This window comes from Limisphaera sp. VF-2 (assembly GCF_049537125.1).
Lineage (GTDB): Bacteria > Verrucomicrobiota > Verrucomicrobiia > Limisphaerales > Limisphaeraceae > Limisphaera.
This window is the reverse complement of the sequence record NZ_JBMVQY010000002.1, coordinates 191,264-209,613: the sequence shown is the minus strand read 5'-3', so window position 1 is coordinate 209,613 and position 18,350 is coordinate 191,264. Positions and strand designations below refer to the sequence as shown.

Annotated in this window: 13 protein-coding genes; 4 read left to right on the top strand and 9 right to left on the bottom strand. The window is 63.8% G+C overall.

Translation table 11 applies throughout. The features are described from left to right. Window positions 1-40: 40 nt before the first annotated feature. The 6 genes from ACPDIT_RS08230 to ACPDIT_RS08205 form a co-directional block, all read right to left on the bottom strand. Window positions 41-1,801, bottom strand: coding sequence for a hypothetical protein (locus ACPDIT_RS08230; RefSeq protein ID WP_423442720.1), 1,761 nt, complete (start codon window positions 1,799-1,801; stop codon window positions 41-43). A gap of 193 nt (window positions 1,802-1,994) precedes the next feature. Continuing rightward, window positions 1,995-3,362, bottom strand: a complete 1,368-nt coding sequence (locus ACPDIT_RS08225; RefSeq protein WP_423442719.1) for a thymidine phosphorylase — start codon at window positions 3,360-3,362, stop codon at window positions 1,995-1,997. Between the two features lie 44 nt (window positions 3,363-3,406). Then, a complete protein-coding gene (gene fabF, locus ACPDIT_RS08220; RefSeq protein ID WP_423442718.1) occupies window positions 3,407-4,666 on the bottom strand; it encodes a beta-ketoacyl-ACP synthase II in 1,260 nt (419 codons plus the stop codon). Between the two features lie 66 nt (window positions 4,667-4,732). After that, window positions 4,733-4,978: an acyl carrier protein gene (acpP, locus tag ACPDIT_RS08215; protein WP_423442717.1), complete on the bottom strand. Its 246-nt coding sequence runs from the start codon at window positions 4,976-4,978 to the stop codon at window positions 4,733-4,735. Window positions 4,979-5,079: 101 nt separating this feature from the next. After that, window positions 5,080-5,823 (bottom strand): 3-oxoacyl-[acyl-carrier-protein] reductase, encoded by a 744-nt coding sequence (gene fabG / locus ACPDIT_RS08210; protein ID WP_423442716.1) that lies wholly within the window; start codon window positions 5,821-5,823, stop codon window positions 5,080-5,082. Window positions 5,824-6,020: 197 nt separating this feature from the next. Beyond that, window positions 6,021-6,698: an HAD family hydrolase gene (locus tag ACPDIT_RS08205; RefSeq protein ID WP_423442715.1), complete on the bottom strand. Its 678-nt coding sequence runs from the start codon at window positions 6,696-6,698 to the stop codon at window positions 6,021-6,023. A 378-nt stretch (window positions 6,699-7,076) separates the two neighbouring features. Here ACPDIT_RS08205 and ACPDIT_RS08200 point away from each other — a divergent pair, with 378 nt between their 5' ends. The 4 genes from ACPDIT_RS08200 to ACPDIT_RS08185 all read left to right on the top strand — a co-directional run bounded on the left by ACPDIT_RS08200 (window position 7,077) and on the right by ACPDIT_RS08185 (window position 13,114). Beyond that, entirely contained in the window at window positions 7,077-7,529 is a 453-nt protein-coding gene (locus ACPDIT_RS08200; RefSeq protein WP_423442714.1) for a type IV pilus modification PilV family protein, read from the top strand. Further along, window positions 7,526-8,146, top strand: coding sequence for a prepilin-type N-terminal cleavage/methylation domain-containing protein (locus ACPDIT_RS08195; protein WP_423442713.1), 621 nt, complete (start codon window positions 7,526-7,528; stop codon window positions 8,144-8,146). Before ACPDIT_RS08200 ends, ACPDIT_RS08195 begins: the two co-directional genes overlap by 4 nt. 9 nt (window positions 8,147-8,155) lie before the next feature. After that, window positions 8,156-9,871: a hypothetical protein gene (locus tag ACPDIT_RS08190; protein WP_423442712.1), complete on the top strand. Its 1,716-nt coding sequence runs from the start codon at window positions 8,156-8,158 to the stop codon at window positions 9,869-9,871. 672 nt (window positions 9,872-10,543) lie between these two features. Then, window positions 10,544-13,114 carry an alpha-L-arabinofuranosidase C-terminal domain-containing protein gene (locus tag ACPDIT_RS08185; RefSeq protein WP_423442711.1) on the top strand — a complete coding sequence of 857 codons (2,571 nt, stop codon included), beginning with the start codon at window positions 10,544-10,546 and terminating at the stop codon, window positions 13,112-13,114. A 574-nt stretch (window positions 13,115-13,688) separates the two neighbouring features. Here the strand turns inward: ACPDIT_RS08185 and ACPDIT_RS08180 are convergent. From ACPDIT_RS08180 to ACPDIT_RS08170, 3 genes are all read right to left on the bottom strand, one after another. Continuing rightward, window positions 13,689-13,973 (bottom strand): hypothetical protein, encoded by a 285-nt coding sequence (locus tag ACPDIT_RS08180; protein ID WP_423442710.1) that lies wholly within the window; start codon window positions 13,971-13,973, stop codon window positions 13,689-13,691. A 322-nt stretch (window positions 13,974-14,295) separates the two neighbouring features. Continuing rightward, on the bottom strand, window positions 14,296-15,336 hold the full coding sequence (locus ACPDIT_RS08175; RefSeq protein ID WP_423442709.1) for an arabinan endo-1,5-alpha-L-arabinosidase: 1,041 nt from the start codon (window positions 15,334-15,336) through the stop codon (window positions 14,296-14,298). Window positions 15,337-15,433: 97 nt separating this feature from the next. Continuing rightward, window positions 15,434-18,343: a LamG-like jellyroll fold domain-containing protein gene (locus ACPDIT_RS08170; protein ID WP_423442708.1), complete on the bottom strand. Its 2,910-nt coding sequence runs from the start codon at window positions 18,341-18,343 to the stop codon at window positions 15,434-15,436. Window positions 18,344-18,350: the final 7 nt, after the last annotated feature.

Sequence of the window (18,350 nt, the reverse complement as noted above, 5' to 3'; positions counted from 1 at the left end):
CGCTCGTCATGCCGGGCCGGCGGGCCGGGAACCGCGGGGCTCAGGCCCGCACCGGCTGGCTCTCCAGGCCAACGTCGGCCGTCAGCCGCGCCGCGGCGGCCGGATCGACCCAGCGCACCACCGCCAGAAAATTCTGCAAGGTGGGACTGTCCGGCCGGACCTTGTGAATCTGGCGCAGGCTGTTGACCACGCGCTGGTACACCGCGGCGTATTTGTCGTGCATCAGGCGGCTGATGTAGCTTTGCAGGACCGGATGGGCGATGGGATCGGTCCTGCCGTCTTTCGTATAGGGCAGGGCCGAGCAAACGCGGATCAGCGTCATCGGGTCGGCCGTGCTCAGGGCCAGCCAGCTCTGGCGCAGTTCATCCGCATTGTAATGGGCATGCAGGCGCTCGCGAATCGCCTCGGCCACGGCGCGCGGGTCGGCGTGATGTTGCAACTGCTCTTGAATCCGCTCCCAGGCCCGTTCCCGTTCCAGTTCGGGAGGCAAAGCCGCGGGCGGCGTTTGCACCTCGAGCGGGGGCAGTCCCAGCGCCGCGGCCAGTTCCAGAGCCAGCGCGCGGGCCTTTTCCTTGGGAAGGCGGTCGGTCCCCATCAGAGCCCGGACGACCATCTTTTGCCGCTCCGGCGGCAACAGGCGCAACAACGGAACCCACTGGGCGGCCCTGGGCGGGGCCCCTGCGCCGGAGGGACACAGGTGGCGAATGAAGTCCAGAATGATCACGTCCAAATCCGTCGTTTCCGGAGCACGCAAACGCAGGATGAATTTGAGAGTGCGGGCCGGGCCCCCGGCCTTGCCCACGTTGTTGATGATCATCAGGCGGTGTTCCGGACTCAGCACCATCCCGAGCAGCTCCTCGATTTTGGCCACCAACCCTTCTTCCAGTTCGGCGCCGGGCCGGTTGAAAGCCAGTTGCTCCACCAACGCCGGCAGGCGCTGGGCGAACACCACGTCCACCGGCTCGGTGGACTGGTGCTCGTAAAAATGGAGGAGATCCAGGATGAAGGAGAGCCGGGTGAACGCCTCGCGCTGGGCCAGTGCCTCCGCGCTGTTGCCCCGGCTCTGCTGAATTCGTCGCTGCAACTCCAGCAGCTCGGCGCGTTGTTGCGGGCTCAAGGGATTGTCCTGCTGCAGCAACTGCTCCGCATCCGGCCGGAAGGCCAGGGCGATCTCCTCCGGCTTGGGCCGCGGGTTCAGCTTGGGATCGGTCGTCATGTCCTGGAAACAGAACAACGCTGCTTCGCCGAACTGCCGGACAATCCGCTCGCGGGGCACCTGTCCCTTGACGAAGCAACGCGTGGCGCGCACCACCGGAGGGGTGAAAAACCGTTCCGGCTCCTCGATGAGGGACTGCAGCATCTCCACTTCCAGGGGCGTTTCCAGGCGCATCAGCTCCTTGACCGCCTCCCGCGCCGCCTCCCGCAGCCGATTCTTCGTGCCCTCCAGGGCTTCCAGCAGCGGCGGCCGCAACAACTCCGCGTCGGTCTGCCCCTTCCCCAACGCGGTCAGGATGTCGCTGACATGCGTGTTGTGTTCAACGAGTCGGGAGACAAACACGCCGACGTCCTGAATGGGCAACTTGCTCACCAGGCCCGTCAGCAGGAGCACGAGTTCCCCGTGCGATTTCTGCCGGTGTTCAATCACCCGTTCCAGCAGCCGGCGCAGCGATTTGACCTCCTCCTCGAGCACCGCGCAGCGCGAGGCCAGTTGCTCCAACCGCAGCCGCACCTCCGGCCACTCTCGCTCGAGCTCTTCCCTCGTCAAAGGCGCGTTCCCGACCTGGATCGTATCCTGTGCCATGCTCGCTCAATCTGCCGCAGTAGAAGCCGGTTTTTCCAATCAAATTTCATCTCCGCACGCGCAGGAGCCGCAACCGATCGACCCCGGGTCCCGGCGGGCACGCCGTTCCTTGCGCCCATGACCTCCCCGTAGCGAGGTTCCGGCCACCCGGGCCCCCGCTACCCCGGATGGAAAACCGCCCCGGCCAACTTGCTCAAGCCCGAGCAGAAGCCGGCTCGGGCCAAAGGCAGTCTCGCACCAGCGGCGGGGGCGGTGCCGCAGCGTCCGCCAGTCGAAACGCCGCACGCAACCGGCGCACAGCTTCGGCCTTCTGCGACTCCTGGCGCAAATGGACCCGGCCGAGCAAATCGCCTTTGCGTACCCATTGCCCGCATCGGGCCAGTTCATCCACCCCGACCGCCGGATCCACTGAATCTTCCGCGGTCCTGCGCCCGCCTCCCAGATCCCGTACCAGTTCGCCGATCTGTCGGGCGTCGCAGTCCACAATCCAGCCTTCCCGATCGGCCAACACTTCGGCCACCACCGGGGCCAGACTATCCGCCTGCAACTGGGCCTCATAGGCATCCCACCGGGTCCCTTGAGCCAGCAGCATGGCTTTCCACCGTTCCCACGGAGCCCGGGACCCCAGGCAGGCTTCGGCTTGCTCGACGGCACGGCCCGGGTCTCGCGCCCGACCCGTCAGCACCAACAACCGTGCTGCACACTCGACCACCAGGGTCTTGAGATCCGACCACCCGTCCTCCGCCGGCATCTTCCCCCCGGCCGCCCGGGCGCAGCTTTCCAAAAACCGATGGCTTTCCCGAACCTCGAGCCAGTTGCCCACGGCCCGTCCCAACGGCACGTCCATGCCGGTGATCAAGGCACAGGTTCGCACGCCGCATGCATGGGCCAGTTCCACCATGGCCCGCGCAAGCGCATGCGCTTTTTCCGGGGTATCCATGAAAGCAGCGCGGCCGCATTTGACGTCCAGGACCAGCGCGTCCAACCCCTCCGCGAGTTTTTTGGACAAAATAGAACTCGTGATGAGGGGCAGGCTGGGCACCGTCCCGGTGACATCCCGCAGGGCGTAGAGTTTGCGGTCGGCCGGCACGAGATCCTCGGTCTGTCCCACGATGGCGCAGCCCACGGTTTGCACCTGCTCGACGAACCGCTCGGGCCCCAGCCGCGTGCAGTAGCCGGGGATCGACTCCAACTTGTCGAGCGTGCCGCCCGTGATGCCCAGGCTGCGGCCGGAGATCATGGGCACTCGAAACCCCAGGGCGGCCAGCAAGGGCGCCAGCGGCAGGGAGACCTTGTCGCCCACACCACCCGTGGAATGCTTGTCCACCACTGGGCGGGGATCGGCGGGCCATTGGAACGTGCGCCCGGAATCGCGCATGGCCAGGGTCAGGGCGGCGGTTTCGCCGGCATCCATTCCGCGAAAGTAGATCGCCATCAACAGGGCACTGATCTGATAGTCCGGAATGGATCCGTCCACCACACCCTGCACGAAGGCCCGCCAGTCGGCCTCGGTCAGCGCGCCGCCATCGCGCTTGGTCTCGATCCAAGCCACGGCCTTCATGAAGCAAGCCCCGCCGACCGGGCCACGCGTTGGGGAAAGCCGGCTCAGCCCTCGAATCGCCGGGCCACCACACTGGCGTTATGGCCGCCGAACCCGAAGGAGTTGTTGACGAACGCGTGGATCTTCAACTCCCGAGCCGTGTTCGGCACGTAGTCCAGGTCGCACTCAGGGTCCGGGACCTCGTAGTTGATGGTGGGCGGCACCACGCCATGCCACAGGGCCAACACGGAAGCGGCCATCTCGACCGCGCCGGCGGCCCCCAACATGTGCCCCACCGCACCCTTGATCGAGCTCACGGCGAGCTTTCGGGCATGCTCGCCGAAGACGGCCTTGATGGCCTGGGTTTCGGCCACATCCCCGGCGGGGGTGGACGTGCCGTGGGCGTTGATGTAGGTGATGTCCTCCGGGTTCAAGCGCGCATTTCGCAGGGCCATGCGCATGCAGCGGGCGGCCCCCTCGCCTCCCGGGGACGGTGCGGTCAAATGGTAGGCGTCAGCGGTGTTCCCATAGCCGACGACTTCGCAATAGATGCGGGCGCCCCGACGCTTGGCATGCTCCAGTTCTTCCAACACGATCACCCCGGCGCCCTCGCCCATGACGAAACCGTCCCGCTCCCGATCAAACGGCCGCGAAGCCCGCTGGGGGTCGTCATTGCGGGTGCTCATGGCCCGCATGGCGCAGAATCCGCCAATGCCGATCGGCACGATCGTCGCCTCCGCTCCCCCGGCGAACATCATCACCGCGTCGCCCGCCTTGATCGTTCGCCAGGCCTCGCCGATGGCATGGTTGGCCGTGGCACACGCCGAGCAGGTGGCGTAATTGGGCCCCTTCAGCCCGTAATACATGGAAAACATGCCCGAGGCCATGTTGCTGATGAGCATCGGGATCATAAACGCCGAGAGGCGATTGGGGCCCCGCTCGAGCAACACCTGGTGCTGCTGGGTCGTGGTCTCCAGGCCGCCGATACCGGACCCGATAATGACCCCGATTTCATCGCGATTGAGCCTGTCCAGATCGGCTCCCGAATCCTTGAGGGCGGCCCATGCCGCGTAAATGCCGAATTGCGCAAACCGATCCGTGCGCCGCAGCTCCTTGGCCGACGGGAACGCCGGGCTGGGATCGAAGTCACGCACTTCCGCCGCGATCTGCGTGGCGAAGGGCGACGGATCGAACCGGCTGATCCGTTGAATGCCACAGCGGCCGGCGATCAGATTCTGCCAAAAGGTCTCCAGCGTGGATCCCAGCGGGGTGACCACCCCCAGTCCGGTGACCACCACCCGGCGTTCACAGAGGCTCCCACCCATAAATTCAAAAAGGGGCAGCGCCCGCCGGTTCCGGCTGCCACTGCCCCGGCCTTCCGTCGTTGGCCCTCACTTCTCCTGCAGTTCTTCGATGTACTTGATGACGTCCCCGACCGTCTGCAGCTTTTCCGCCTGCTCGTCGGGGATGTCATGCCCAAACTCCTCCTCGAGGGCCATGACCAGCTCCACCGTGTCGAGCGAGTCGGCCCCCAGGTCATCAATGAACCGGGCTTCCGGCGTGACCTGGTCGGGATTCACGCCCAACTGCTCGACAATGATTTTTTTGACGCGCTGTTCAATGGTGTTGTCCGCCATGGGTGTCTCCAATTGCTCGGTCTAACGTTGCTTTGTGTCTATGGAACGGCCCCGGGGCCGTCAAGCCCCGAAAAAAACTCTCCCAACCTCCCCTCTTCGCCCTACATCACCATCCCGCCATCCACCACCAGAACCTGTCCGGTGATGTAGCGCGACTCCGGAAGAGCCAAAAACCAAACCGCATGCGCCACGTCCTCCGGCTTGCCAAACACGCCGAGCGGTACGCGGCTCAGAATGGCCTGCTTCTGCTCCGGCGCCAACACCGCCGTCATGTCGGTCTCAATGAACCCGGGAGCCACCGCGTTCACCGTCACCCCCCGGCTGGCAAACTCCCGCGCGCAGGCCTTCGTGAACCCGATCAAACCCGCCTTGCTCGCCGCATAGTTCGCCTGGCCCGCATTGCCCATCAGACCGATGACCGAGGTGATGTTGATGATGCGACCGGACCGCTGCTTCAAAAACGTCCGCGCCAGGGCGCGCGTAAACAGGAAGGCCCCCTTCAAATTTGTGTCGAGCACCGCATCCCAGTCGCCTTCCCCCATGCGCATCAACAAACCGTCCCGCGTAATGCCGGCGTTGTTCACCAAAATGTCCACCCGGCCCGCCTCGCGCAGAATCGTCTCCGCCGCTGCCTCCACACTGGGCGCCTGAGAAACATCGGCGGCCACCGCCCACGCACGCCGATTCATGGCGCGAATGGCTTCCACCGTGCCGGCACACGCCTCCACCGTCCGCGCGACCACGGCCACGTCCGCACCCGCCTCGGCCAGGCGCAATGCCACCGCACGGCCAATCCCCCGACTGCCGCCGGTCACCACCGCCACTTGCTGTTCCAAACCCTGCATGGCGGCGGGATTCTTAACCCAGCCGGGCGCCGAGATAAACATGAAAAATCGTCTCCGGTTCCGCGAAATCTCGCCCGCCCGCGCCGGCCCTTCTGAACACATCGACCCTTTGAAGCCGTACCCCGTCCCGTCAGGAAGTCTTTGGCCTGCTCCGCCCCGGCAACAGAACCAGCGCCTCGGCTCTTTCCCCGGCCGACTCAATCGCTCGTGCCCACCGGCCCCTCGAACCAGCCCGCCAGCTCTCCGACCCCCAACTCATCCAGGCGTCGCACCACGCGGTCGCAGTTGCTCAATCTCTCGGCCGGGTGAGTGCCTGCCACGCCCACCACCTTCATGCCCGCCCGCCGCGCCGCCTCGATCCCGACCGGCGCATCCTCAAAAACCACACAGCGCGCCGGCGCAATCCCCAGTCGCTCCGCCACCCGCAAAAACACCTCCGGGTCCGGTTTCCCCCGCTGCACATCCTCTCCGGTCACGATCACTCGAAAGAATCCACGCAGTCCCAACGGATCCAGTACACACTCGATGTTCGCCCGTGGAGTGGACGAGCCCACGCCACAGGGAACCCCGGCCCGCTGCAGCGATTCCAGAAATGCCCGCACCCCGGGCAACGGCTGAACGGGACGATGCCGAATTTCCTCGCGAAACAACTCCTCCTTCCTCGAGCTCAACCTTTCGATTTCTGCCGGGTCCTGCGTCCAAGCCAGCAACTCCCGGATGACGCGATCGTTTTTCATGCCGAAGCTCCGGAGAAAGAAGCCGGGGAACAAAACCCGCCCCTCCTCCGCGGCGAGTCGTTCCCAGGCCCGTTCATGCGCCGCCGAGGAGTCCAGTATTACACCATCCCAATCGAACACAGCCGCCCAGGTTGACATGGCCCATCTGCTTACGCAGGGCGGGTCCTGCACGCAAGCACGCTCCATCCGGTATCGTTTGCCCTTTCCCCCGCCGGCCTTGAGCTCCAGCCCGTCTCGAACTCCTGTCCGGAGCCGGAAGCGAGGTGCTCGCCGGCCCTCGGAGGGCGCACCTTGCGGGGTCTCGCCGAGGTGAATCCGCCGTGCCCTGGAGCCCTGGGACACGGGTCGCCCTGGCTCTCGCAGATACGCAAGCGCAGCTTGAATGCCCCGATCCGAGACACCCGCGCCACGGGACGAGTCAAGGGCTGGACATGAGACGCCGATCCCGGACTACTCTCAGCACCGGCACAATTCCTGCTTAACACGTTGGCGCAGAACGGGAAAACACTCGTTCGGATGAAACTGGTCTTTTCAGGAAGACAACGGCAATTCATGCACGGCCTGACACTGGCCGAAGTGATGATCGCCCTCGGCATCGGCGCCCTATTGTATGCCGGGATTCTGAGCGGATACATCCTCACCACCAGTCGGGCCGAATGGACGGCGTACTGGCTGGCAGCGCAGGCACTGGCCACCGACCGCCTCGAACAAACCCGCGCGGCCAAATGGGACACCCAGGCGTTTCCCCCGGTCGACCAACTCCTTCCCAGCAATTTTCCTCCGCGCGTGGACATCCTGGACCTGCCCATCAGCGGTGCCCTCATTCCCTATGCCACCTCCACCGTTACGATCACCCTGGTGTCCAGCAACCCACCGCTCAAGTGCATTCGGGTCGACACAACGTGGAGCTTCAAACACCGCGGCACTTTCACCAACACTGTCGTGACCTACCGTGGCCCTGACCAATGAATGTCCCGCGCAGCCAATGCCGCAGCCCATCGCGCAACGCCCGGGCAGCCTTCACTCTGCCCGAGCTGATGGTCACATCCTCCGTCCTGCTGATGTTGGTGGGAGGACTGCTCTCGGTCCACCTGCTTGCCCTGCGGTTGGACCGCATCGGACGCGCCAAATTGGCCGCCACCGATGACGCCCGTCGCTCTCTCGGGATTCTCGAGCAGGAGATTCGTTCGGCCGGCTGGGTTCAAGTCGGCAACGGGGATGCCTTCTCATTTGCCCCGGTGGCCCCCGGACAACCTCAGCAGGGCAATGCCATTCAAGTCTACCCTGACAAAGCCGTGACGAATCGGTTCATCCGTTACTATGTCGAACCGGACACGCAACTCCTGCTGCGGCTCGACTCCCAAGAGGGCGTCGCGTGCACCCTGGCCCGCTTTGTCACCAACTCGGTGGCCTTTGCGGCGGAGGACTTTGCCGGCAATGTGCAGACCAATCCATATAACAACCGGGTCATCAGCCTGACTCTGCACTTTTCCCAACTGTTGTTTCCCTCCATGGCTGTCGGCCCGGGCAGTCTGTACGACCTCTATCAGGTGCGTACCCGGATTACACGACGCGCCCTGGAGTAGCCCTGCCCCATGAAAACTCGCCGCTTACAACCCGCAGCGATCACCGGCTCGGCCTTGCTGTTGGTCGTTCTGTTCGGTGGCGTCGGGGTCGCCATCCTTGCCGCCGCCATGAGCTGGACCGCCGGCACGGCCAGTCTCACCCGTCGCAACCTGGATTATCAGGAGGCTGTTTATGCCGCCGAAGCAGCCACGGAGAAAGTCCTGGCCGAAATGATCACGGACTACAACCGCCAGGGCGTCAGTGTGGTTCAAGCCAAACTACCAACCTACCGCCTCCGCATTCCCCTGCCCGAGGAACACCCGATTTGGGCCAGGTTTCAATTCGGCGATCCTCTCCAGGGCGGGGATCTGCTCGTCGAACAGGCCACCCCCTGGACGATGACTGCGCTGCAATCCCAATACCGCGGACTTTCGGGGTACGCCGCCACTTTCCGCGTGCGCGCGGCCGCACGCAACACCGCTCGTGACCCGGCGGTCGCTGCCGCCGTCCAACAAGAAGTGCAATTTGCCCTGGTACCGATCTTTCAGTTCGCGATCTTTTACAACTTGGACCTCGAGATCAACCCGGGCGCCGCCATGACCATCGGAGGCCGTGTGCATGGCAATCGGGACATTTACTGCAATCCCAACTCCGGAGTGACACTGCGGTTCCTCAACGACGTGACGGCGGCCGGAACGGTGTATCTGCACAAACATCCGGACGATCCCGTCGCACGCGGCCTCGGGACCACGATCTTCCAGGCCCGCTCGGACAGCGGCGTGATGACCCTCAACGTTCCGCTGGGCATGCCCAATGATCCGCTTTCGGTGCGCGCTCTGATCGAGCCGGCGCCGCCCGGCGAGTTGCTCTCCAGCGAGTTGGCTCGTGCCCGCTTCTTCAACACCGCCGATCTGCGCGTCGTTTTGCAGGATACCGGCGTGGAGATCCGCGGCGGATCCCTCACCACCGCCGCGGGCGTCAGTCTGCCGTGGACCGCGGTCACCAACTTCATCTCCACCAATGCGACCTTCACCGACCAACGGGAAGCCAAGACCGTCCGGGCCGTCCAAATCGACGTCGGCAAACTGGCCACATGGGCGTCGGCCACCACCAACCCCATCCGCGCCGCGCTGGGGCGGCCCATCAGTTCGCTTTACGTGGCCGACCTTCGCTCGGCGCCGTCGGGCGTGCTTCCCGCCGTGCGTCTTGTCAACGGTGCCACCCTCCCGGCCAACGGCCTCACCGTGGCAACCCCCAACCCGCTCTACGTCCAGGGCCACTACAATGCCCCGGACGGTTACCGCGGCACCACCAACACCGTCTTCACCAAGCCCGCCGCTCTCATCGCCGACGCCATCACCATCCTCTCGGGAAATTGGAACGACGCCAACAGTTCGAAATCCATCTCCTACCGCCCTGCGTCGGACACGACGGTCAACGCGGCTTTCATGGCCGGTATCGTGCCCACGCAACCCGGAGCCTACAGTGGAGGGGTCGAAAACTTCCCTCGGTTTCTGGAGAACTGGAGCGGACGCACTGTTACCTACAACGGATCCATGATTGTGCTCTTCCCCAGCCAGATGGCTACAAATCGCTGGCCGGGCACGGGCTCGGTGTACAATGCCCCGAATCGCAACTGGCATTTCGACCTCAATTTCCTGGACCCCAACAAGCTGCCTCCCCTCTGCCCGTCCGTCCGGGCCGTGATTCGAGGCCGCTGGCAAACCCTGGCAGCAGCCCCCTGAGAGGTCCCCGGGGAGCATCCCTCATCGGGCCCGTGACACGGCCTTGCGCAGCGGTCTCCAGCACAGGCTCATGGCTGGGGTGGCCTGACTCTCTCAAGGGTTGGCCGGCCCACCTTTGAGCCGTGGCTCTTCTCTGGAGCTCTACCCCGGCGCGCACAACGACTCCAGCTTGGACCCGGGCAGCGATGGACAACCCCGTCTCGTGGTGCTTTGCGAGCGGGAATCCGGCTCAAGCAATGCGCCACGCTCGGTGCACCCATCGCGCACGAACCACGGAACGGTTCAAGGCAACGACAGATCACGATCCAGTTTCGCAGAGCCGGGCCCGAGCCGAGACACCCCGTGGCTCCACTTCAACCCCCGATTGCCCCACGATCGCGGGCCGGCAAGGGAACCCGGCAGAGAAAGCTCTTCGCCTTGCGAGCGAAAACCCGACTCTGACTTTGCTCAGCTAAAGAACGCTTCCTGAAGGCCCCGCCTTGTTGGCATGAGGAGGACTTCGGCTCTCTGGTGTCCTTCGACAACAAACTCGGAGCAACTTTCAGAGCTCGCCCGAGACGAAGCGAAGATGGATGTCGGGCTATAACCCGGCCGCCAGGGTACAGCAGCCCCAACAGCCCCGCCCAAAACCATTGATTGCCGCGGCCCAGATTCCTACCCTGCCTCGCCATCATGAAAGGGTGTCACAGAATTCTGGCCGCTGGATCCTTGCTGTGTCTCTGGCCAACCTTTGGAGGCACCGGAGCTTCGCCCGCCGTGCCGCCGTCGTCCGGCACACCCTCAATTCGGTTGACCATTGATCTCCGCCAACCGGGCAAGCCCATCAGCACAAATCTCATCGGCGTGTTTTTCGAAGACATCAATTACGCGGCGGACGGCGGACTGTACGCCGAGTTGGTACAGAACCGGTCCTTTGAGTATCAGCCCACGGCGCGCCCCGACTGGACGGCTCTGACCGCATGGGAAACCGTGCGGTGCGACGGTGCAGAAGGTTCGGTGGTCGTGGCAGACGCCTTTTCCATCCACCCCAACAACCCTCACTACGTCGTCCTCGAGACCCGGCAGCCCGGCCGTGGTTTCGGGCTGAGGAACCGGGGTTACGACGGCATCGCGGTGGAGGCAGGGAAGCCCTACGATTTCTCCCTCTGGGGCCGCCAGCTTTTCACGGGCAACCGCTGGGGCAACAGCGGGGTTTTGGACGGGCCGGCCGAGTTCACCGTGCTGCTGCAGGATTCTCGGGACGAGGTCCTGGCCTCCGCCACGGTGGCCATTCGGGGGCGGGAATGGCACCGGGCCACGGCCACGCTCGTCCCGTCGCGAAGTGAATCCGAAGCCCGGCTCGTCCTTCTCTCCCACACGCGGGGCGGCGTAGCCGTGGACGAAATCTCGCTCTTTCCCCGCGCGACTTTCAAGAATCGGCGCAACGGCCTGCGTGCCGACCTGGCGCAAGCCATTGCGGATCTCAAACCCCGCTTTGTGCGCTTTCCCGGTGGCTGCCTGGTCCATGGCTACGGACTGAACAACATGTACCGATGGCCCCGGACCATCGGACCGGTCGAGCAACGTCGCAGCCAGCCCAACCTCTGGGGATACCACCAGTCCATGGGGCTGGGCTACTTGGAGTATTTCCAGTTCTGCGAAGACATCGGGGCCGAACCGGTTCCGGTCGTGCCCGCCGGGGTGTGCTGCCAGAATGCCGATCACCAGGGCGGCACCGGCCAGCGCGGGTTACCCATGGAGGAAATGCCGGCTTATGTTCAGGAAGTCCTCGACCTGGTGGAGTGGGCCAAGGGGCCGCCGGATTCGAAGTGGGGTTCGCTCCGCGCCGCCGCCGGGCATCCCGAGCCCTTCCACCTCAAATACATCGCCGTCGGCAACGAGGAACACATCACGCCCGTCTTTCGCGAACGGTTTCGCATGATCTACGAAGCCCTGCGCCGCAAGCACCCGGAAATCACCGTGATCGGCACGGTCGGGCCGTCCCACAGCGGTCCCGACTATGACGCGGGTTGGGCCTTTGCCGACGAGCTGCGACTGCCCATGGTGGACGAACACTATTACGTCCCTCCGCGATGGTTTTGGGAGAACCTGATGCGATACGATCGCTACGACCGACAGCGCTCCCGGGTTTACCTGGGCGAATACGCAGCTCACGACGCAGGCCGCCGAAACACCTTGCGGTCGGCGCTGGCGGAGGCGGCGTACCTCACCAGCCTGGAGCGCAACGGGGATGTGGTCGCCATGGCCTCCTACGCACCGTTGCTCGGCAAACGCGGCCGGACCCAGTGGAATCCCAACCTGATCTATTTTTCGAACACACAGATCCTGCGCACCATCAACTACTACGTTCAGCAGCTGTTCAGCGTCCACGCAGGGGACACCTACCTTTCCGCAACCCTGGCGGAGGACACGACCTTCGCCCGCCCCTCCCCAGCGGAGGACCGTGTGTTCCTTGGCACCTGGGACACGCAGGCCGAGTTCGACGACGTGCGTCTGGTGGTCGAGGGAAGAACGGTGGTGGCCGAGGATTTCTCCGGGCCCACGGACCGTTGGGAGCCCATCTTCGGAACCTGGCAGCTTCAGAATGGCGTGTACCAGCAGCAAAGCCGCGAAACCCCGGCCTTGAGCCTGTTGAAAGCGCCGGCGGGCGCTTCTCGTTACACATTCAGCCTGAAAGCGCGAAAAACCGGCGGATCGGAGGGTTTCCTCATCGGATTCCGGTACCACGACGCACAGAATTATTTCTGGTGGAATCTGGGCGGGTGGGGGAATACCCGCCATGCCATCGAAAAGGCCACCGACGGAGCAAAGCAACAGCTTGGCCCGGAGAGGATCGGGCGCATCGAACCGGGTCGTTGGTACGATCTGCGGGTCGAAGTCGATGGAATGATCGCACGATGCTACCTCAACGGTCATCTGGTTCAGGAAATCGAAGACGCGGGGTTCCGGCCTCCCCCGGATTTTGCTCACTCCGCCGTCCGCGACTCTGCCACCGGTGACGTGATTCTGAAATGGGTAAACAACCGGCCCTCTGCCCGCTCTGTTCAAGTGGGACTGCCCGGACTTCCGTCGCGCATCCGGGCAACGGTGATTCACCTTGGCCATCAGGATCCGCTGATCGTGAACGATTTTGACTCCCCCGATCGTGTGGTGCCGCAGACGAATTTCCTCGAGGTGGCCGAGAACTTCGCATACACGGTACCCCCTTACTCGCTAACCGTCCTCAGGATCCCCGCCCGCTGAAGGATGGCCGGATCCACTGGGCCGGTCGACCCTCGCCATTTCCGCCCGCGCCCTGTCATCCCCAACGCCGTCGGGCCAAAGAAACGTTCCGCAGACATCGGGGCGCGGAGAACCCGGTGATGCCGCTCTCCACAAGGGGATCGGAGTCCGCGGGCGTTGCGGATGCTTCTCCTGCCCGCAAACAAGCGCAGCCTTTTCCTCACGAGGGTGTTGAAAAAGGCCGCGTCCCCAAAAAGGGCCCGCGCAGGTCCTTGAACCGCAGGCGACCCTTTCGGTGGAAAAACGCATTTCGCGGACACGCCGGGGCATTCCGTACCCGGCTACCGTCACGCTTGTCTGAAAGATTCCGCTGATTCTACAAATATCGGGGATCGTCGACACCCCTCCCCCTGAACCCGCACATCATCATCTTACGGGAAACCATGCCCATGGAAGGTCCCGATGTCGGGGGCGGTGCCGTGCAACAACCCCCTGTGCTCCCCGGGGCCGGCACCGCGGAGGATCGCCACCGCCCAATCAGGCCGCGTAAGCCGATTGTTTACAAACTACGACGAAGAACGGCCGCGTAGAACCATCAGGTTCGTTGCCGGGCCCGCTTGCAGATCCGCTCGAAGTTGGGATCCTTGACGGTAAGCCGCCCTTCATAATTTCCGCCGGCCATCAGAATGAAGGGCGCCGCATTTCCGATCTCGCAGTTCGGGATCTGGAGGTTTTTCACCGGGCCACGGATGTCGAAAATGGGCACGGATCCGAATGCGTACGGGTCGACGGAAGAGTTCGCGCCATAACCTTGGTTACAGGATTCGAAGCGAAAGATGTCCACGTGACTCTCGGTCCGCACCACGGATGCTTTGGCCACGAGCAGAGCCGAGTCACGTACCTGGAGGGGGCTGCAATTCACCGTCCATGGGCAGTGTTCGAAATCCCGGATGTACAATCGTTCGAGACGAACTCCCTCTCCGCCAAACCGGCCGCTGGTATGGATGACGATTGCACTGCCCTCTTTGACCGAGGCGCCTCGTTACAGAGCCGGGTCGTGCACGAGTATTTGGGATCCTGATCTCACGAGGAACAAGTTTGTGTTCGCCCGCTGTTCGAGCACCGTGATTCAAGGACCGGGAAGCGAGTCGTTAATTTAAAAAGGCCGCTTCTCGGCCCTACAGAGTTCTTCCAACAGGCTGTCAGGGGTCGCGCCGACCCTTCACTTGGGGCCAGCCTTCGGCATCCCATTGCACCGGCAGGATATCCAAAGCGCTTCGGCCGCCTTGGGCTCCGTCGTAAAAATGATAACTCATCCAGAGCTGGCCATCGGCTTCGAAGAAGGCCGCATGGCCCGGCCCGATGAAACGGCCCGAACTCCCGAGCAACAGGGTGCCGCCCCCTTTGCGCAGGTCCCGACCCTCCCGATCCACGTACGGCCCGGTCACGCTTCGGCTGCGGCCGACCCGGATCTCATACGTGCTGTTGGTGCCTCGACAGCATTGGCCCCAGTTGACAAACAGAAAGTAATCATCCCCCTGTCGCAACAGAGCGGCAGCCTCGATCGCCTCCTTCCACGCCAAATCGATCACAGTTCCCTTCGGCTCCTTGCGCAATCCCGTATCGGGGTCCAGCTCGACAAGTTTGATTCCCGACCAGTAAGAGCCGAACACCATCCATAGTCGGCCGTCCCGATCCTGAAACAGGGCGGGATCAATGGCGTTATAGTCGTCCTGGGGCGTGGTGCGGACCACGGGGCCGCGATCTTCCCAACCATGGTCGGGAGCCTCGGGATCCAAACGGCGTCCGACCAACAAGCCGATGGCGGACTGCCGCGAGCCCCAAGTGGAAACGGAGTAGTACAGGTAGTAACGATCCTTTACGCGAATGATGTCCGGCGCCCAATAGCGGAATCGGTGATCGGGAACCCACTCCGTCGCCCATGCCGGCGGCTCGCGCAAAACCGAAGGTCCCATCTCCCAGTCCACCCGGTTACTCGACCACAGGGTCAGGATTCCCCGGCCGGTGCCGAATACCCACCAACGGTTACCGTCGCGTACGATCGTCGAGGGATCGTGAATGCGGGTGGCTCCCCGCAGCATCGGAGCCGTTTCCACCTTCCCCGCGGTCGCAGCCGTACCCGGCACGGTAAACACCTCGGAGACCAATGCCGGGCCCACCAACATGCATACCGCGATCCGGAGTCGCAGGCGGTCCGAGGTCGGGTAAAGCCGGGTGGCCATGAGAGGACGCCTCAAAAAGGCAGGGTTGCATGGGGGACCGTCAGCGGCCCTCCATGCAACCCTTGGGAATCATGGCTGCGCTCTCAGTCCGGACAGCCTAGCGCTGCAACCGGAAGTACCGTTGCGGCGCGTCGCCCAGCGGCACGGCCAGCTCGAGCTGATCACCCACGACGGTGGGCGTACCCGAGACCGGCGACCAACTGGCGCCCGGCCCCAGCGCGGTGGTGGAGTAGGGCGCGAAACCGGCGGCACTGGTGGGCCAGCTCAGGATCAGCTGGTTGCCCTGGATGCGAGCGGCCAGTCTCGGAGCCTCCGCGGGCGGATTCGGGCCAATGGCGTAATTGGCCGCGATTTGAGCGGAGGTAAGGAGCCCGGAGTAGATCCGGAACTCGTCGTAGGCCGCTTGCAGATAGGGATCCCGCCACGGCGTGGGCATCGGTTCGGAGTAGAGCGACCGACCGAGCCAGTTGTTCGTGTCGTTGATCTGGCTCAGCGACAGGTTCGCCAGACCGGGCTGGCTCTGCTGCGAGAGCACGCCGTTCACGTAGTACTTGGCCTGTTTTTCCGTCTCGTTGTACAGCACTACCAGGTGCACCTTGGAACCGGTCGGCAGGGCCGCCCCCGCAATGCCACCGCTCACCCAGTCGAGGCGCGACCCGCGCGCAAAGAACAGGTTGGGCTCGGCAATCCACGTCGGACCACCGGGCAGACTCCCGAAGTCGAAGACGCGCGACCAGTAATCGGCATTGTAGGTGGTCACCCAGACTTCAAAGGTCGCATTATTCGTCAACCGCGAGATGATGCCGTCCGGAAGGTCGATGTATGCATCCGTGGCTCCCAGGGCCGCGTTGGTGTTGATGACCAGTTCGCCCTGCCCGGTCCAGTAGGCGTTCGTCACGCCGAGCGTGTTGGTGCCGATGGTGATGTAACCATGAGCACCACCAACGACATCCGCCACACGGTTACCCTCGGTTTCATTGAACGTCCAGCGATGCACAAGGGTGGCCGAGGGGGCGACCACGGTGATCTGCTTGGTGGCCTCGATGCCCTGATAACGGGCCCGAATCGTAGCCGTGCCGGGGGCCACCGCGGTGACCAGTCCGCCGGCACCCACGGTGGCGACCTCGGGATTGAGCGAAGTCAGTTGCAAATCCGGATCCGCCAAGAGATCCACGTTGGGCGCGTTTTGCCAGTTGCCGACCACGCGCGCCCGGGTTTGCCACTCCGCCGTGATCTGAGCGGGCACGTCAATATCCAGGCTGACAAAGTTGCCCGGCGCATTGTTGGTGTTGTTGGGCCCCGCCAGGTAGCTGGCCACGACCTCTTGCGCGCTCAGTGCTCCGTCCCAGATGCGGAATTCATCGATCGAACCGTTCAGGTAGGCGTCCGCACCATACAAGGAGCGGCCCAAGTAGCTGAAGTTGTTGATGATGGCGGTCAGCTCCCGCGTCATTGAGGCGTTCAGGCCCGCCAGGCGGCCGTTCGTGTACACCACAGCCAGGTCCCGACCGAAATCAAGAATCGCCACAATGTGTACGTTTGTCTGATTGTCCATGATCCCGGGAATAAAGACACCCTGTTCTCCGCCGCCACTCCAGCCCGGCTGCGTGTTGGAGATGATAAACCGGGTGTCCCCGCCGCCCGAGCGCGGGCAGAAGAACACGTAGTTGCCTCCGGCCCCGCCGACGGAGTTGCCGAAGTCAAACAGCCGGGCCCAGTTCCCGTTCACGCCGAAACTGGCCCATGCTTCGAAGGTGATGGCGTTGCGGGTGATGGTGTCCACCGTGATGAGGTTGGCGGGCAGGTCCACGTAAGACAGGGCCTGGCCGCTGAGCCAGACCTGGCCGTCCCGCTGCTCTGCCATGAGGTCCAGTGTGCCGTGAGCCCCGCCGACGCTGTCGATGGCGGTCATGCTGCCGTCGTCATTAAAGCTGTAGCGATGGATCAGGCGCGGCGGCAGGTTCAATACGGTGATCGTCCGCTGATCGGAACGCTGGACCCCGCCATGGTCGAAGGTGACGGTGATGGTGGCGGTACCCAAGCCGACGGCGCGGACCATGCCTGCGGCATCCACGGTCAGCACATTCGGGTCAGAAGATTGGTAGGTCAGGCCGGGCATGCCGGTGACATCCACCGGATTGGTCAACCGAGACGCGCTGGCGCGCACGCGCGCGCTGGCCCCGGAGCCTTTCGAGAGAGTCGCCGGCAGTTGCAGTTCCACAGCGGTGATGGTGCCGTAGTCGGTGCTTACGGTATTGGGACCGGAAACGTAGCTGCCCGCCACCTCCAGGGGAGTCAAGGCCCCCTCCCAGATCCGGAACTCGTTATAACTGGCCGACAGGTACGGGTCGGCGCCCCACTGTGAGCGGCCCAGCCAGTTGTTGGTGGTGGGCCCCATCATGGCCGGGGTGTTGGTGAATCCAATCGTCTCCCCTGCCAGGACACCATTCACGTAGATGCGAGCAATCCCCGACGCGCCGTCCGAGGTCCACACCAGGTGCGTTTCCGAACCGAGTGGCACAATGGGGCCGCCGACCTGCTGCGTGTTTCGGGCAGGCTGCATGATGGTGATGTCGCCGAGGACACCAGAGGCGCTGTCGCCGGAACGCATGAAGAAGTACGACGTCTGCGCTCCGCTGTTGTTCAAGCTGTTGCCAATGTCCCAAACGCGGCTCCACAATGCCGAGGCATAAGGAGTGTACCAAACCTCGATGGTGACGGCCGTATAACCGGTAAGGATGTTGGCCGGCAACGCCACGTAATCGCCGCTGGGATCACTGGAAGGAATCGTGCTGTTCAGCCATACCGACCCTGCGCCGTCGAAATACGCGCCATTCATGAGGGTGGCATGCCGTCCACCGACCGAATCAGTGGCCGTGGTTTGTCCGCTGGGCTCGTTGAAGCTGTAGCGATTCTTCAACGTGGCCCCGGAGAGGGTCCCATGGGCCCCCAGTAGCAGAACGCTGCCCAGGAGGATCAGTCGAGTGCTCACACTGGTTGTACGCATAGTCACA

Bases quoted from the DNA above. Each gene is read 5' to 3' on its own strand.
- ACPDIT_RS08190 (WP_423442712.1), top strand. From the start codon at position 8,156: ATGAAAACTCGCCGCTTACAACCCGCAGCGATCACCGGCTCGGCCTTG.
- fabG (WP_423442716.1), bottom strand. From the start codon at position 5,823: ATGCAGGGTTTGGAACAGCAAGTGGCGGTGGTGACCGGCGGCAGTCGG.
- fabF (WP_423442718.1), bottom strand. From the start codon at position 4,666: ATGGGTGGGAGCCTCTGTGAACGCCGGGTGGTGGTCACCGGACTGGGG.
- ACPDIT_RS08195 (WP_423442713.1), top strand. From the start codon at position 7,526: ATGAATGTCCCGCGCAGCCAATGCCGCAGCCCATCGCGCAACGCCCGG.
- ACPDIT_RS08175 (WP_423442709.1), bottom strand. From the start codon at position 15,336: ATGGCCACCCGGCTTTACCCGACCTCGGACCGCCTGCGACTCCGGATC.
- ACPDIT_RS08170 (WP_423442708.1), bottom strand. From the start codon at position 18,343: ATGCGTACAACCAGTGTGAGCACTCGACTGATCCTCCTGGGCAGCGTT.
- ACPDIT_RS08230 (WP_423442720.1), bottom strand. From the start codon at position 1,801: ATGGCACAGGATACGATCCAGGTCGGGAACGCGCCTTTGACGAGGGAA.
- ACPDIT_RS08205 (WP_423442715.1), bottom strand. From the start codon at position 6,698: ATGTCAACCTGGGCGGCTGTGTTCGATTGGGATGGTGTAATACTGGAC.
- ACPDIT_RS08225 (WP_423442719.1), bottom strand. From the start codon at position 3,362: ATGAAGGCCGTGGCTTGGATCGAGACCAAGCGCGATGGCGGCGCGCTG.
- acpP (WP_423442717.1), bottom strand. From the start codon at position 4,978: ATGGCGGACAACACCATTGAACAGCGCGTCAAAAAAATCATTGTCGAG.
- ACPDIT_RS08200 (WP_423442714.1), top strand. From the start codon at position 7,077: ATGAAACTGGTCTTTTCAGGAAGACAACGGCAATTCATGCACGGCCTG.
- ACPDIT_RS08185 (WP_423442711.1), top strand. From the start codon at position 10,544: ATGAAAGGGTGTCACAGAATTCTGGCCGCTGGATCCTTGCTGTGTCTC.